The organism is Magnetospirillum sp. WYHS-4 (genome assembly GCA_039908345.1).
In the GTDB taxonomy this organism is placed as follows: Bacteria; Pseudomonadota; Alphaproteobacteria; order Rhodospirillales; family GLO-3; genus JAMOBD01.
In genome coordinates this window covers 83,097-98,626 of the sequence record JAMOBD010000007.1, presented here as the reverse complement: position 1 = coordinate 98,626, position 15,530 = coordinate 83,097, and the positions used below count along the sequence as shown (strand labels likewise).

The 15,530-nt window shown below is 65.9% G+C and carries 12 protein-coding genes and 1 other RNA gene; 8 read left to right on the top strand and 5 right to left on the bottom strand.

Annotation, left to right across the window (positions count from 1 at the left end; translation table 11 throughout):
- Positions 1 to 240: 240 nt before the first annotated feature.
- The 5 genes from H7841_04185 to H7841_04165 all read left to right on the top strand — a co-directional run bounded on the left by H7841_04185 (position 241) and on the right by H7841_04165 (position 8,873).
- Positions 241 to 1,188 (top strand): sulfite exporter TauE/SafE family protein, encoded by a 948-nt coding sequence (locus tag H7841_04185; GenBank protein MEO5336084.1) that lies wholly within the window; start codon positions 241 to 243, stop codon positions 1,186 to 1,188.
- 9 nt (positions 1,189 to 1,197) lie between these two features.
- Positions 1,198 to 1,623, top strand: a complete 426-nt coding sequence (locus H7841_04180) for a hypothetical protein (protein ID MEO5336083.1) — start codon at positions 1,198 to 1,200, stop codon at positions 1,621 to 1,623.
- 23 nt (positions 1,624 to 1,646) lie between these two features.
- Positions 1,647 to 2,489 (top strand): universal stress protein, encoded by an 843-nt coding sequence (locus tag H7841_04175; GenBank protein MEO5336082.1) that lies wholly within the window; start codon positions 1,647 to 1,649, stop codon positions 2,487 to 2,489.
- Positions 2,490 to 2,792: 303 nt separating this feature from the next.
- The gene (gene gltB / locus H7841_04170; GenBank protein ID MEO5336081.1) at positions 2,793 to 7,412 is read left to right on the top strand and encodes a glutamate synthase large subunit; all 4,620 of its coding nucleotides are present in this window, start codon (positions 2,793 to 2,795) and stop codon (positions 7,410 to 7,412) included.
- Between the two features lie 6 nt (positions 7,413 to 7,418).
- Positions 7,419 to 8,873: a glutamate synthase subunit beta gene (locus tag H7841_04165; protein MEO5336080.1), complete on the top strand. Its 1,455-nt coding sequence runs from the start codon at positions 7,419 to 7,421 to the stop codon at positions 8,871 to 8,873.
- 15 nt (positions 8,874 to 8,888) lie between these two features.
- On the opposite strand, the gene prfB is transcribed toward H7841_04165, so the two are convergent.
- The 4 genes from prfB to H7841_04145 form a co-directional block, all read right to left on the bottom strand.
- A protein-coding gene (gene prfB, locus H7841_04160; GenBank protein ID MEO5336079.1) for a peptide chain release factor 2 occupies positions 8,889 to 10,020 on the bottom strand; the annotation gives its coding sequence in 2 pieces (ribosomal slippage) (positions 8,889 to 9,950 and positions 9,952 to 10,020; 1,131 coding nt in all).
- A 57-nt stretch (positions 10,021 to 10,077) separates the two neighbouring features.
- A complete protein-coding gene (locus H7841_04155) occupies positions 10,078 to 10,818 on the bottom strand; it encodes a protein phosphatase CheZ (protein ID MEO5336078.1) in 741 nt (246 codons plus the stop codon).
- 90 nt (positions 10,819 to 10,908) lie between these two features.
- A complete protein-coding gene (locus H7841_04150; protein ID MEO5336077.1) occupies positions 10,909 to 11,340 on the bottom strand; it encodes a CBS domain-containing protein in 432 nt (143 codons plus the stop codon).
- 12 nt (positions 11,341 to 11,352) lie between these two features.
- Positions 11,353 to 12,828, bottom strand: coding sequence for a HAMP domain-containing protein (locus H7841_04145; protein MEO5336076.1), 1,476 nt, complete (start codon positions 12,826 to 12,828; stop codon positions 11,353 to 11,355).
- Positions 12,829 to 12,941: 113 nt separating this feature from the next.
- Here H7841_04145 and H7841_04140 point away from each other — a divergent pair, with 113 nt between their 5' ends.
- Positions 12,942 to 14,180, top strand: a complete 1,239-nt coding sequence (locus H7841_04140) for a nucleoside:proton symporter (protein MEO5336075.1) — start codon at positions 12,942 to 12,944, stop codon at positions 14,178 to 14,180.
- Between the two features lies 1 nt (position 14,181).
- Here the strand turns inward: H7841_04140 and H7841_04135 are convergent, their stop codons facing one another.
- Positions 14,182 to 14,550, bottom strand: a complete 369-nt coding sequence (locus tag H7841_04135; protein MEO5336074.1) for a DUF1476 domain-containing protein — start codon at positions 14,548 to 14,550, stop codon at positions 14,182 to 14,184.
- 103 nt (positions 14,551 to 14,653) lie between these two features.
- On the opposite strand from H7841_04135, the gene ssrA reads away from it, so the two are divergent.
- Positions 14,654 to 14,980, top strand: a transfer-messenger RNA (tmRNA) gene (ssrA, locus tag H7841_04130).
- Between the two features lie 54 nt (positions 14,981 to 15,034).
- Positions 15,035 to 15,520, top strand: a complete 486-nt coding sequence (locus H7841_04125; protein MEO5336073.1) for a ClpXP protease specificity-enhancing factor SspB — start codon at positions 15,035 to 15,037, stop codon at positions 15,518 to 15,520.
- The last annotated feature ends 10 nt before the right edge of the window (positions 15,521 to 15,530 follow it).

Below are 15,530 nucleotides of genomic sequence, written 5' to 3'. Positions count from 1 at the left end.
TGTTGACGCCCCTTTTTCTGGCTCTTACTAAGTCTTTCATCAGAAATTCCTAAAGTATCTGCGTTCCCGGCCGGTTTCCGGCGGGATCATGCCTTCCGGTCAAGGATGGGAGCGCGGGGTTCTGGGAGAGGCCCGTCGCGTCCCGGAGATGTTCCCTTCGCCAGACTCGTCTGGCGGCAGGCTTTCCGTCTTCCCGGCGCACCCTTTCCCGGAGCCATCCGACCACGAAGGGGCTTTGCCGTGTCTGTTCAAAGAATTCTCGTCTTGCTGCTGGGCTTGCTGCTCCTGGCGGCGGGGTCGGACGCCGCCCTGGCGGCCGATCCGGTCCAGGCCGCCACCGAGACATCCATTCCCTGGTGGGGTTGGGCGCTGATCCTGTTCGTCGTGTCCTTCGGCCTCGGCATCGTCGCGGTGCTGGGCGGCGTGGGCGGCGGCGTGTTGTTCGTGCCCATCGTCGGCGGTTTCTTCCCCTTCCATTTCGATTTCGTGCGGGGTGCCGGCCTGCTGGTCGCCTTGGCGGGCGCCCTGGCCGCCGGACCTGGCCTGCTGCGCAGCGGCATGGCGAGCCTCAAGTTGGCGCTACCCATGGGCCTGATCGCCTCGGCCGCCGCCATCGTCGGCGCCATGATGGGCTTGGCGCTGCCCACCAATTACGTCCAGATCGCCTTGGGGGTCACCATCCTCGGCATCGTGGCCCTGATGGCCACGGCCAAGAAGTCCGAATACCCCGAGGTGCTCAAGCCCGACGCCCTGTCGGTCATGCTGGGCATCCATGGGTCCTACCTGGAAAGGACCTTGGGCAAGGAAGTGAACTGGAATATCCACCGCACCGCCTACGGTCTTTTGCTGTTCGTGCTCATCGGCATCATGGCCGGCATGTTCGGGCTGGGCGCCGGCTGGGCCAATGTGCCGGTGCTGAACCTTCTGCTGGGGGCGCCGCTCAAGGTGTCGGTTTCCACCAGCAAGTTCATGCTGGGCATCGTCGATACCGCCGCCGCCTGGGTCTACCTGAACCAGGGCGCCGTGCTGGCGGTGGTGGCGGTGCCGTCCATCGTCGGCATCATGCTGGGCTCGCTGGTCGGCGTTCGCCTGTTGACCCGCACCAAGGCCGCGGTGATCCGCAAGATCGTCATTGGCATGCTGCTCCTGGCCGGTGTGCGCGCCGTGCTCAAGGGCTTCGGAATATAGGAGAAAGTCATGGCCGAATACGATCCGAAGACGTCCTACGCCACCGAGGAACAGCTCGCCTACGCCACCGTCCTGGACTGGGGCATGAAGGCCGGCTTCGCCATCCTGGTGGTCAGCTTCCTGCTCTATGTGACCGGCATCCTTCCGGCTCACGTTCCCGTGGACCATCTGCCCGAGTACTGGAACCTGCCGGTCGGCAAATACATGGAAAAGGCCGGCGTGCACGGGGGATGGACTTGGGTGGGCCTGTTGCACAAGGGCGATTTCCTGAACTTCGCCGGCATCGCCTTCCTGTCGGCGGTGACCATCGGGTGCTATTTTAGGATACTGCCGATGCTGTTCGCCAAGAAGGACAGGATCTACGGCATCATCGCGGTGGGGCAGGTGCTGATCCTGGTGCTGGGCGCTTCCGGCATTCTGGCGGCCGGCCACTGACCGAGCGGAAGGGAGAGACTTTCATGGAACAGCAGATGTCGCCGATGGGCCGCTTGGCCCGCTTCGTGATCGCCACCGACGGCTCCGAATTCACCGTCGGCGCCCGCAAGGTGGGGGTGGACCTCGCCAAGAAGGCGGTGGCCAAGATCTTTCCGGTGATGATGGTCTACGTGAATCCGGAGTATGCCGCCCTGGCGCCGCAACTGGTCGAGAAGGCGGAAAACGATGCCATGGCCCACCTGAAGACCATCGTGGAGGCGGCCCAGGCCGCCGGTGTCGAGGCCGAGCCCCTGATCCGCCACGGCGACCTGCCGCACGAGGTGATCGTCGGCGCGGCCGGATCGGTGAACGCCGACGTCATCGTGGTCGGCCGGCGCGGCCGGCGCGGTCTGGCCCGCATCATGGTGGGCGACGCCACCGTGAAGGTGATCGGCGCCGCCCGGTGCAGCGTCCTGGTGGTGCCCAAGGCGGCCGCCATGTGGCAGAAGCGCATCCTGCTCGCCACCGACGGCTCGCGCTTCGGAGACGCGGCAGCGGTGGCGGCGGCCAACGTGGCCCGCTGTTGCAAGCTGCCGGTGACGGTGGTGGGCGCCCTGGTGCCCAGCCATAGTGCGCAACGCCAGCAGGAAGGCCGCGACGCCGTCGCCCGTACCGTCGACTACCTGAAAAAGGAAGGCTTCGATGCCGAGGGCGTGGTTGAGCCGGGCGAGGCCGCCGACGTCATCGCCGCAGCCGCCGACACGGCGGGCGCCGACTTGATCGTCATGGGCACCCACGGCCGTACCGGCTTCGAACGGGTGCTGGTGGGCAGCGTCGCCGAGCGCGTCATCGGGCTGGCCAAGTGTCCGATCCTGGTGGTGAAGTAGCGTCCTGCCCATTCGTTGGGCAGGCGAACCACCGTGCCAAAGGAATCTTTCCGGCGGGCGATTCTTGTTCTTGGTCGCGGGGCGGGCCTTCGTTATAGTTCACGGCCGCGTCGGCGGGCCGTCGGCGCGGGCGGCGTTGCGGCTCGCTGGCTTTTCCGTCGCGATTCCGAGCGCAGGACAGGAGGACCGGCCCCCCGAAATTGGGGGCCGGAGACTTCGGTCTTGTGCGCGGCCGCGCGAGTCCGCTAGAACACCGTCCCTTCGGCTAACGGCAACCGATCGACTCAATTCAAGGACGTCACCATGGTCCATTGTTCCTTGCCCCCGCGCCAGGGTCTCTACGACCCCTCCAACGAGCACGACAGCTGCGGCGTCGGCTTCGTGGCCAACATCAAGAACAAGAAAAGCCACGATATCGTGCGCAAGGGCCTGGACATCCTGGTCAACCTGACCCATCGCGGCGCGGTCGGCGCGGACCCGCTGGCCGGTGACGGCGCCGGCATCCTGATGCAGATTCCCGACCGCTTCCTGCGCGAGGAGACCAAGGCGCTTGGCATGGCGCTGCCCCGGGTCGGCGAGTATGCCGTCGGCATGGTCTTCCTGCCCAAGGACAAGAAGGCGCGCGCCGCCTGCGAGAAGGCCATCGAGGACGTGGCCGATCTGGAAGGCCAGAAGGTATTGGGCTGGCGCGACGTACCCTGCGACGACAAGGTTCTGGGCTACAGCGTCAAGCCCATCGAACCCTGCATCCGCCAAGTCTTCATCCAGCGCGGCGCCAACTGCAAGGACCAGGACGCCTTCGAGCGCAAGCTCTACGTCATCCGCAAGCAGGCGCATCACCGCATCTGGGACGCGGGCAAGGTCACCTCGTCAGGCTTCTACGTGCCGTCCATGTCCTGCCGCACCATCTGCTACAAAGGCATGATGCTGGCCGAGAACGTGCCGCTCTACTACCCCGACCTGATGGACCCGCGCGTCGAATCGGCGCTCGCCCTGGTGCACCAGCGCTTTTCCACCAACACCTTTCCCTCCTGGGAACTGGCGCAGCCCTTCCGCTACCTTTGCCACAACGGCGAGATCAACACGCTGCGCGGCAACATCAACTGGATGCTGGCGCGCCGCCACAACATGAAGTCGGCGATCCTCAGGGAGGATCTGGACAAGCTCTGGCCGCTGATCGGCGACGGGCAGTCCGATTCCGCCACCTTCGACAATGCCCTGGAGCTGCTGGTGGCGGGCGGCTATTCGCTGGCGCATGCCATGATGCTGATGATCCCCGAGGCCTGGGACAACAACCCGCTGATGAACAAGAAGCGCAAGGCCTTCTACGAATACCACGCCGCCCTGATGGAACCCTGGGACGGCCCCGCCGCCGTGGCCTTCACCGACGGCCGCCAGATCGGCGCGACCCTGGACCGCAACGGGCTCCGGCCCGCCCGCTACGTCATCACCGACGACGACATGGTGGTGATGAGCTCGGAAGTCGGCGTACTCGACATCCCGGAAGAGAGGATCGTCAAGAAGTGGCGCCTGCAGCCGGGCAAGATGTTCCTCATCGACCTGGAACAGGGCCGCATCATCGACGACGCCGAGGTGAAGGAGGAACTGGCTTCCCGCTTCCCCTACCAGGAATGGCTGGACAAGACCCAGATCCGCGTCGAGAGCCTGCCGGCCGAAGTGGCCGCCATGGCGCCCGATCCGGCGACCCTGCTGGATCGCCAGCAGGCTTTCGGCTACACCCAGGAAGACATCAAGTTTTTTCTGGCGCCCATGGCGCTGGACGGCCAGGACCCGGTGGGTTCCATGGGCCGCGACATTCCGCCGGCCGTGCTGTCCGACCGGCCGAAGATGCTTTACGACTACTTCAAGCAGTGCTTCGCCCAGGTGACCAACCCGCCCATCGACCCGATCCGCGAGGAATCGGTGATGTCGCTGGTGTCCTTGATCGGGCCCCGGCCCAACCTGCTGAACCTGGAAACCGGGGTCAGCCACCCACGCCTGGAAGTCAAGCAACCCATCCTGTCCAACGTGGACCTGGAACGCATCCGCCACATCCAGGAAAAGGTCAACGACCGTTTCCACGCCTATACGCTGGACATCGTCTATCCGGCCGACATGGGCGCGACGGGCATGGAGAAGGCCATCGAGCGGATCTGCCGCGAGGCCGAGGAAGTGGTGCGCGAGGGCAACAACATCATCATCCTGTCCGACCGCGAGATGGATGCCGACCACATCGCCGTGCCGGCCCTGCTGGCGATTGCGGCGGTGCATCATCACCTGATCCGCAAGGGCCTGCGCACCGAGGTCGGCCTGGTGGTCGAGACCGGCGAGGCTCGCCAGGTGCACGATTTCTGCCTGCTGGCCGGCTACGGCGCCGAGGCGGTCAACCCATACCTGGCCTTCGAGACCATCTCGGCCATCCTGCCCGAACTGGGCAACGGCACCACCGAGGAGAAGGCCCACCAGAACTACATCAAGGCCACTTCCAAGGGCATCCTGAAGGTTATGTCCAAGATGGGCATCTCGACCTACCAGTCCTATTGCGGCGCCCAGATATTCGACGCCATCGGCCTGAACGCCGAATTCGTCGAGGCCTACTTCACCGGCACCAAGACCCCGGTGGAAGGCGTCGGCCTGAAGGAAATCGCCCAGGAGACCGCGGCCCGCCACCGCCGGGCCTTCGGCGACGAGGCGATCCTCAAGGAAGCGCTCGACGTGGGCGGGGAACTGGCCTACCGGGTCCGCGGCGAGGAACATGCCTGGACGCCGCAGAGCCTCTCGCTCCTCCAGCACGCCATCCGCAGCGGCGACCGCGGCAAGTACAAGCAGTTCGCCGCCCTGATGAACGAGCAGACGGCGTCGCTGAAGAACCTGCGCGGCCTGTTCAAGCTGAAGAAGGGCCGCAAGCCGGTGCCCCTGGACGAGGTCGAGCCCGCCTCGGCGATCGTCAGGCGCTTCGCCACCGGGGCCATGTCCTTCGGCTCCATTTCCTACGAGGCGCACAGTTCCATCGCGGTGGCGATGAACCGCATGGGCGGCAAGTCCAACACCGGCGAGGGCGGCGAGGAGGCCGAACGCTTCCAACCCCTGCCCAACGGCGATTCCATGCGTTCCGCGGTCAAGCAGGTGGCTTCCGGCCGCTTCGGCGTGACCACCGAATACCTGGTCAACGCCGACGAGATCCAGATCAAGATGGCCCAGGGCGCCAAGCCCGGCGAGGGCGGCCAGTTGCCCGGCCACAAGGTCAACCGGACCATCGCCCGTGTGCGCTATTCGACGCCGGGCGTCGGCCTGATCTCGCCGCCGCCCCACCACGACATCTATTCCATCGAGGATCTGGCGCAGCTTATCCACGACCTCAAGAACACCAATCCCAAGGCCCGCATCTCGGTCAAGCTGGTGTCCGAAGTCGGCGTCGGCACCATCGCCGCCGGCGTCTCCAAGGCCCATGCCGACCATGTGCTGATCTCGGGCTACGACGGCGGCACCGGCGCCAGCCCCATCACCTCGGTGATGCATGCCGGCCTGCCCTGGGAAGTGGGTTTGGCCGAAACCCACCAGACCCTGGTGATGAACGACCTGCGCCGCCGCATCTGCGTGCAGGCCGACGGCGGCATGCGCACCGGGCGCGACGTGGTGATCGCCGCGCTGCTGGGCGCCGACGAGATCGGCTTCGGCACCGCGGCGCTCGTCACCCAGGGCTGCATCATGATGCGCAAATGCCACCTGAACACCTGCCCGGTCGGCGTCGCCACCCAGGACCCCAACCTGAGAAAGCGGTTCACCGGCAGCCCCGAGCATCTGGTGAACTACCTCACCATGGTGGCCGAGGAAGTGCGCGAGTATATGGCCGAAATGGGCTTTCGCAGCTTCCAGGAAATGATCGGCCGCTCCGACATGCTCGACATGCGGCCGGGCATCAAACACTGGAAGGCCAAGGGGCTCGACTTCGCGCGCATCTTCCATCGCCCCGCGGTGGACAAAGGGGTCGCCGTCCACAATTGCCAGGCCCAGGACCATGGCCTGGGCCGGGCGTTGGACCATGCCCTGATCGAAAGGGCCCGGCCGGCGCTGGACAGCGGCAAGCCGGTGCAGATCGACCTGCCCATCTACAACGTGAACCGCACCTTCGGTACCATGCTGTCCGGCGAGGTGGCGAAGAAGTACGGTCACAAGGGACTTCGCGACGATACCATCCAGATCAAGGTGACCGGCAACGCCGGCCAGAGCCTGGGCGCTTGGCTGGCGCACGGCATCGCCATCGAACTGGCGGGCGACGCCAACGACTACGTGGGCAAGGGCCTGTCGGGCGGGCGGATCGTCATCTATCCGCCCAAGGAAAGCCCGGTGGTGCCCGAAGACAACATCATCGTCGGCAACACGGTGCTCTACGGCGCCATTTCCGGCGAGTGCTACTTCCGCGGCGTGGGCGGGGAACGTTTCGCCGTGCGCAACTCGGGCGCCACGGCGGTGGTGGAAGGCGTCGGCGATCACGGCTGCGAATACATGACCGGCGGCGTGGTGGTGGTGCTGGGGCCGACGGGCCGCAATTTCGCGGCCGGCATGTCGGGCGGTATCGCCTACGTGCTGGACGAGGACGGCAGCTTCGGCAAACGCTGCAACACCCAGATGGTGGAGATCGAGCATCTCTCCGAGGAAGAGTCCCTGCCTTCCGGCATGTCCCGCGACGAGGCGATCAAGGACATGCTGGGCTTCGACGCCCTGCGCCTGAAGGCGCTGGTCGAAAAGCACCTGCACTATACCGGCAGCACCCGGGCGAAGAAGGTTCTCGACAACTGGGAGGCCACGCTGCCCAAGTTCGTCAAGGTCATGCCCGTCGACTACCGGCGTGCCCTGCAGACCTTGCGCGGCGCGGAAAATCAAAAGACCGAACGCTCGGGCCAACGGCCCAAGGAAGGGTGAGCGACCATGGGAAAGGCGACCGGATTCCTGGAGATCGCGCGGCTCAATCGGAGCTATGAGCCGACCTCGGACCGCATCCAGCACTACCGCGAGTTCATGATCCCGCTGCCCGAGCCGGAGTTGAACCGGCAGGGGGCGCGATGCATGGATTGCGGCATCCCGTTCTGTCATAACGGCTGTCCGATCAACAACATCATCCCGGACTGGAATGACTTGGTCTTCCGCAACCGCTGGCGGGAAGCGGTCGAGGTTCTCCATTCCACCAACAACTTCCCGGAATTCACCGGCCGCGTTTGCCCGGCGCCTTGCGAGGCGGCCTGCACGCTGAACCTCCAGGACGAGCCGGTGACCATCAAGACCATCGAATGCGCCATCGTGGATCGCGGTTGGCAGGAAGGCTGGATCAAGCCCCAGATTCCCCGCCACCGCTCCGGCAAGGTGGTCGCCGTGGTGGGTTCCGGCCCGGCCGGCTTGGCCTGTGCCCAACAACTGGCGCGGGCCGGCCACAAGGTGGACGTCTACGAGAAGGCGTCGCGTATCGGCGGTCTGCTGCGCTACGGCATTCCCGATTTCAAACTCGACAAGCGCCTGATCGACCGCCGCATGGGCCAGATGCAGGCCGAGGGCGTCCGCTTCCTGCCCGGTGTCCACGTGGGTTCCGACATTCCCGGCAAGCAGTTGCTGGACGATTACGATGCGGTGGTGCTGGCCGGCGGCGCGGAAGCCCCACGCGACCTGGCGGTGCCCGGCCGCGGGCTGAAGGGCATCCATTTCGCCATGGATTTCCTCACCCAGCAGAATCGCCGCGTGGCCGGGGACCGCATCCCGGAAGACGAAGCCATCCTCGCCACCAACAAGCGCGTGGTGGTGATCGGCGGCGGCGATACAGGGTCGGATTGCGTCGGCACCTCGGTGCGCCAGGGCGCTCGTTGGGTCACCCAACTGGAAATCATGCCCCGTCCGCCGGAGAAGGAGGAAAAGCTCGTCACTTGGCCCAACTGGCCCCACAAGCTCGCCACCTCCACCTCCCACGAGGAAGGCTGCCGCCGCGAATGGGCGGTCGCCACCCAGGCCTTCGAGGGAGAGAACGGCCATCTGGTGCGCCTGGACTGCGTGCGCGTCGAATGGACCAAGGGCGCCGACGGCCGCATGACCATGCAGGACGTGGCCGGTTCCGAATTCCAGATCCAGGCCGACTTGGTGCTGCTGGGCATGGGCTTCGTCCATCCGGTGCACGAGGGCATGCTGAAGCAGCTGGGTGTCGAACTGGACGGGCGCGGCAACGTCAAGGCCGACACCCAGGCCTACCAGACATCGGCCAAGAAGGTCTTCGTCGCCGGCGACATGCGTCGTGGCCAGTCCCTGGTGGTCTGGGCGATCCGCGAGGGCCGCGCCTGCGCCCGCTCGGTGGACCAGTTCCTGATGAAGGGCAAGTCGGACCTGCCGGGCTATCCGGAATAGGTTCTTCCCAGGTCGTCAGTCGATATCGGCGACCTGGGACTTGCCGCCGCCCTTGACGCGCTGGGCGAGCGCCGCTGCCATGAAATCGTCGATGTCGCCATCGAGCACGGCGCCGGTGTTGCTGGTTTCCACGCCGGTCCGCAGGTCCTTGACCATCTGGTAGGGCTGCAGGACATAAGACCGGATCTGGTGACCCCAGCCGATATCGGTCTTGGAATCGTGTTCGGCCTGGACCTGGGCCTCGCGCTTCTGCAGTTCCCGTTCGTAGAGGCGGGCCTTCAGCATCTTCATGGCTGCCGCCCGGTTCTTGTGCTGGGAGCGGTCGTTCTGGCACTGGACCACCACGCCGGTCGGGATGTGGGTGATGCGGACCGCGCTGTCGGTTCGGTTTACGTGCTGGCCGCCGGCGCCCGAGGCGCGATAGGTGTCGATGCGCAGGTCCTTTTCCTGGATATCGATCTCGATGTTGTCGTCGACCACCGGGTAGATCCAGGTGGACGAGAAACTGGTGTGGCGGCGGGCGCTGGCGTCGTAGGGCGAAATGCGCACCAGGCGATGGACGCCGCTTTCGGTCTTCAGCCATCCATAGGCGTCGGGGCCGGTGATGCGAACGGTCGCCGACTTGAGTCCCGCCTCCTCGCCTGGGCTTTCCTCGATCCATTCCACCTTGTAGCCGCGCCTTTCGGACCAGCGGACGTACATGCGCAGCAGCATCTCGGCCCAGTCCTGGGCCTCGGTGCCGCCGGCTCCGGCATGGACTTCCAGGTAGCAGTCGTTGCTGTCGGCCTCGCCGGACAGCAATGTCTGCAACTCCGCCTTCTGGGCTTGGACATGCAGACTGGCGATGGCGGCTTCGGCCTCGGCGATCACTTCGGCGTCGCCCTCCGCCTCCCCCAGTTCGATGAATCCCAGATTGTCGTCCAATCCCTGCCGCAGACCGTCGATGGTCCGGATGGCGTTTTCCAGGCGGGTGCGTTCGCGCATCACCGTCTGGGCGGCCTCGGGATCGTTCCAGAGGTCGGGGCTCTCGGCGCGGGCGTTCAGTTCCTTGAGTTTGTCACGGGCGCGATCGTAGTCAAAGATGCCCCCTCAGCAGTTCCAGCGACTGCTTGATGTCCTGAGCCATGGTTTCGACTTCGGCGCGCATGGGGGCGTCTCCGTGTCCGGGATGCTGGGGGTTACATAGCGAAGGCCGGTCGGTCGGTCAATCGAACAGGGAGTCGATCTCCGATTGCGAGATGCGGTTCTCGCCCGACTGCGGCCCGTGCAGCAGGCGCGCATCACCTTCCTTGGCCTGGGCCTCGGGAACCACCTGGGCGATTTCCTTCTCTCCGCCCAGAGCGGAGATCATGGTATCGATGCGTTCTTCGACGAATCGAAGCGTGTTCACCACACGGGTGATGCGCTGGCCGGTAAGGTCCTGGAAGTTGCAAGCCTCGAAGATCTTCAGGATCTGGTCCGTAATGTCCTCGACCGCATTGCGTTCGTCATCGCTGGAGGCGTGGACCCGGATGCTCTCGGTCAGGGCCTCGATCTTTTCGCTGGCCGCCAGGATGACCTCGGTGGCCCCCTCGGTGGCGTCCACCACGGCATCGAGTTCGTCGGTCATGGCCGCGATGCGATCGTTGCTGCGGTCCAAGGGGTGGAGCTTGGCGATTTCCTTCTTGGTGGTCAGGATCGCCTCGGAAACCTCCTGGAGCTGGTGCTTCAAGCTGGCCGTCTCGAAGACCTCCTTCTTGTATTCCTCCAGCACCGTCGGGGCCACCGCGTCGCGCGACGTCAGGTCGGCGCGCAATTGGTGAATGGCCGACATCAGTTCGTCATGGCGCGCCCTGGCCGCGGCGTCGTCGAGGGGCGGCCCACCCGGAACCGCCGCCCCCGCCCCGGCTTCCTGCTGCCGCCGGAGCTCCGCCCGGAACGGTCGCTTCGAATGGTCGATGGCCACGCTGTCCACTCCTTGCCAAGCCCCCTGAGGACACGGACCTTATCATCAGCGGAAACGCATGAAAAGCGGGGCCTTGCTCTACCACAAGCGTCAGGTGGCGATGTAGTCGCGCAACTGCTGGGCCTCGGCGGCGGCATCTTCCAGCGCCGCCTTGACGACGTCGCCGATGGAGACCATGCCGACCAGCTTGCCGTCTTCGACCATGGGCAGGTGACGGATGCGCAGGCCCGTCATCACCGCCATCAGCTTCTCGACGGAGTCGGTCGGGTTGCAGAGCGTCACCTTGGGGCTCATGAGGGCGGAAACGGGCAGGGTATCAAGGGCGCCGCCGCCGTGCAGGGCGGCGCCGCGGGCCACGTCGCGTTCCGACAGGATGCCGACGATGGCGCCGCTGCCGTCCACCACCACCAGAGCGCCGATGCGCCGGTCGTGCAGCAGCCGGGCGGCGGCGGTGGCCGTGGTGTCCGGCGTGGTGGTGACCACGGCGCGATCACGCCCTTCGACGAGGGTCTTGGCGAGCATGGCGGTTCCTTCCTAAGTCTTGATGTCGATGGTGAAGAGTTCGACTGGGTGTTCGATGCCCTTCAGGCTGACCTTGCCGACGAGGCGAAGTGGCAAGGTCCCCTCGATGCGTTCGGCCACCTCGGCGCTGAACAGAAGGGGCGGCCGGTCGCCGCGCGCTTCCGACTCGATGCGTTGAGCCAAGTTGACGGCGTGGCCGATGACGGTGAATTCCAGGCGGTCCAGGCTGCCCAGGTAGCCGGCCACCACCTCGCCCCGGTGGATGCCGATGCCGACGCGCAAGGGCGGTTCGCCGCGCGCCGCCCGTTGGCGGTTCAGGCCGTCCAGGCGCTGCAGCATGCCGAGCCCGGCGGCGACGGCGGACCGGGCCGGGCATCCTCGTTCGGGCACCAAGCCGAAGACGGCCATCACGGCATCGCCCATGAACTTGTCCACCATGCCGCCCTGTTCCTGGATGGCCGCCACCATCTCGGTGAAGAAGAGGTTCAGGGTGTCGGTGAGGGCTTCGGGTGCCAGGGTCTCGCTCAGCGGCGTGAAGTCGCGCAGATCGGCCATCAGGATGGTCAGGTCGCGGCGCCCGCCGCCCAGGGATATGGCCTTGCCCGAAGCCGCGTTGTCGCGGATCACGCTTTCCGCCACCTCGGGCGAGACGAAGCGGCCGAAGGCGTCGCGGATGCGTTCGCGCAACGCCAGGCCTTCCGCCATGCCGTTGATGCCTTGGGCCACCTGGCCCAGTTCGTCGGCGCGGCTGGCGTCCAGGCGGACGTCGAAGCGGCCGGCGGCGATGCCGTCCAAACCGGCGACGAGACCCCGGGTATCCTCCCCCAGAGTCGTGCCGTAGTTCCAGGCCACGGCCTGCGCCGCCAGCAGGAACAGGACCACCAGGAAGACCACCTCGATGCCCACCCCGATGCCGATGAAGCCCTCGCCGATATAGCGGCCCACCATCATGGTGACCGTGAGGGCCGGCACGCCGGTGAAGACCAGGAACTTCTCCAAGAGCCGGTGCGCCATCCGTTCCGGCCGGACCGGGGACAGCGCGATGCCGGCGCGGCGCATCGCCCGCTCCAGCGCCCCGTATTCCAGTTGCGCCAACAGGCCGGCTCCCAGGGCACCGTAGCCGGTAATCAGCTTCAGATGGCTGGCCCAGGGAAAGTCGGGATAAAGCAGGGCGTGCACGACAACCGCCACTACCCCTGCCGCCAGCCAGGCGATCACCGACAAGCGGAAACCGAAGCGGGCCGGCGTCGCCTCGCCTTGCCGGTAGGGGACCCGGCGGAACAGCAGCTCGCGGAGAGCGAGATGGAAGACGGTGACGACACCCAGTCCGAAAGCCAGCATGGCGGGGGCGATGCCGTCGATGAAGGGGCAGACCAGCTTGCCGTAGACCGCCAGGAACAGGGGGGCGACCAGGGCCAGCCCATGCAGCCGGAGACGGTCGGCCGGACTCACCAAGCGAGCAAGGGTCAAATCGTCAGCGCGGATCATATCCCCAATATAGCAGCGTCCCCGGCCGATGCATCGACACATTCGGGTGACTGGGCCATCGACGGTCTCCCGCCCGCGCTCTACAATCCGCGCGATTCATCAGGGAGGGAACGATGCAGGGCGTTCTGGGGCTGGCGGCGCTGGTGGCGGTGGCTTGGGCGATGGGCGAGGACCGCCGAAGCAATTCCTGGCGCACCGTGGCGGTTGGGCTCGGCCTGCAAATCGGTTTGGCGCTGCTGTTGCTCAAGCTTTCCTTCTTTCGCGAGGTCTTCCTCTGGCTGGGCGGGGCGGTGACCGCCCTGCAGGATGCCACCAGGGCCGGCACCTCGTTCGCCTTCGGCTACATGGGCGGCGGTCCGTTGCCCTTCGAGGAGAAGGTCCCCGGCGCCGGATTCGTGCTGGCCTTTCAGGCCCTGCCGCTGATCCTGGTGATGAGCGCCCTATCGGCCCTGCTGTTCCACTGGAAGGTTCTGCCCGCCGTGGTCAAGGCGTTCGCCTGGCTGCTGCGCCGGTCCATGGGGGTCGGCGGCGCGGTGGGGGTGAGCGCGGCGGCCAACGTCTTCGTCGGCATGGTGGAAGCGCCGCTGTTCGTTCGCCCCTACCTGGCCCGCCTGGGCCGCGGCGAGATGTTCATGGTCATGACCTGCGGCATGGCGACCATCGCCGGAACGGTGATGGTGCTCTATGCCAGTTTCATCGCCCCGGTGCTGCCGGGCGCGTTGGGGCACCTGCTGATCGCCTCGATCATCAACGTGCCGGCGGCGCTCATGGTGTCGCGCCTGATGGTGCCCGACCAAGGGACGGCCACGGCGGCCGACGACTTGGCGCCGACCGATCCGGCCGGCAGCGCCATGGAAGCCGTGACGCGGGGCACCATGGACGGCATCTCGCTGCTTATCAACGTCACCGCCATGCTGATCGTGCTGGTGGCCCTGGTCCATCTCGCCAACCAGATCCTGGGCCTGGCGCCCGACGTCCTGGGCGCCCCGCTCACCTTGCAGCGCCTGCTGGGCTGGATCATGGCGCCGGTGGTCTGGCTGATGGGCGTGCCTTGGGCGGAAGCCCATGCCGCCGGCTCCCTGATGGGCACCAAAACGGTGCTGAACGAATTCATCGCCTACCTGGACTTCGCCAAGCTGCCCCCCGACGCCCTGTCGGAGAAATCCCGCCTGATCCTGGCCTACGCCCTTTGCGGTTTCGCCAACTTCGGCAGCCTGGGCATCATGATCGGCGGCATGGGTACCATGGTGCCGGAACGTCGCGCCGAGATCGTCTCCCTGGGTTTCAAGGCGATCGTTTCGGGGACTCTCGCCACCTGTCTGTCGGGGACCGTGGTCGGCCTGCTTTCGTGACTCAGTCGCCAACCCGCTCGTGGTCGGGGGCCAGGGGCATGGGATAGTCCTTGGCCAGTTCGGCCAGGGCGGCCGCGAAAAGCCGCTTCATTTCTTCGGCGACGGCCTCTTCCGTGACATCGATCCCCTTGGCCGTCAGGTCGGCCATCAGTCGCCGGACCACGTCGGCATCGCCCGGTTCGTCCAGGTCGGCGATCACCACTTCCTTGGCGTAGGCCTCGCTTTCCGAGGGACCCAGGCCGATCAGCCGGGCGGCCCACAGGCCGATCATCCGGTTGCGTCGGGCGGTCGCCTTGAAACGCAGTTCCTCGCCCAACTTGAAGTGGGCTTCCTCGGACTTTTCCTTCTCCTGGAGCATGTCCTCGGTCATCGGTAGCCTCCTGGCGGGAATCAATGCGGCGGTCCTATAACATGGGACGGCATCCCATGCACGTATGTTAGAAGAATTACATATCCTGCGGCGTGCTTGCGGATCGCTTCCCTTTCGGCGTTCGTTCGCCTATAATGAGGGCGCCGGGAAACCGGCTATGGCGATAAACGCTCTGTGGAATAAGCGTTGCGGACCCGGGGGCGGTACCCGGCGCCTCCACCAGAAGCCCGGCTTGGACAGTCTGTCCACCCGGGTTTTCGGCGGGGGCGAAACAGGATCGACGCGCGTGGTAAAGACATGGTTTTCGCTCGGCATGGTACCGCCGTTATCGGGCTACTTTACATATGCCAACGACAACGTTGCGTATGCCGCTGCCGCGTAATCGGTAGCACGGGGTTCGGGAGGCACCTGGCAACAGAAGCCTCCCACTTCCCTCCCTCCTTAGCCTCTTGAACCGCCTGCTTCGCGCGGCTAGGCTGCAAGCATGACGGATTCGGGAATACACTACGATCAATGGATCGAAGAGGCGTTGCGCGGCGTCGTGCGGCGGGCCTTGTCCGTGGCGGTCCTCGAAGGGCTGCCGGGCAAGCACCATTTCTATGTCACCTTCGATACGACGGCGCCCGGCGTGTCGATCGCGCCCCACCTCAAGGCCCGCTATCCCGAGGAAATGACCATCGTGCTCCAGCACCAGTTCGAAAACCTCGAGGTCGACGACGAAGCCCTGACGGTGGTCCTCTATTTCGGCGGCAAGGCGGAACGGCTGTACATTCCGCTGGCGGCGATGACCGGCTTTGCCGACCCCTCGGTCAACTTCGGCCTGCAACTGCGCATGAGCGCTCCGGCCGACGATAAGGACGACAAGACACCTCCCGCCTCCGAGGACCGGCCCGTGCCGGTCGATGCGGAAGCGGAAGATGGCAACAATGTGGTGACCCTGGACGCCTTTCGCGGCGGCAAGAAGAAGTAGGGCCTTCCGG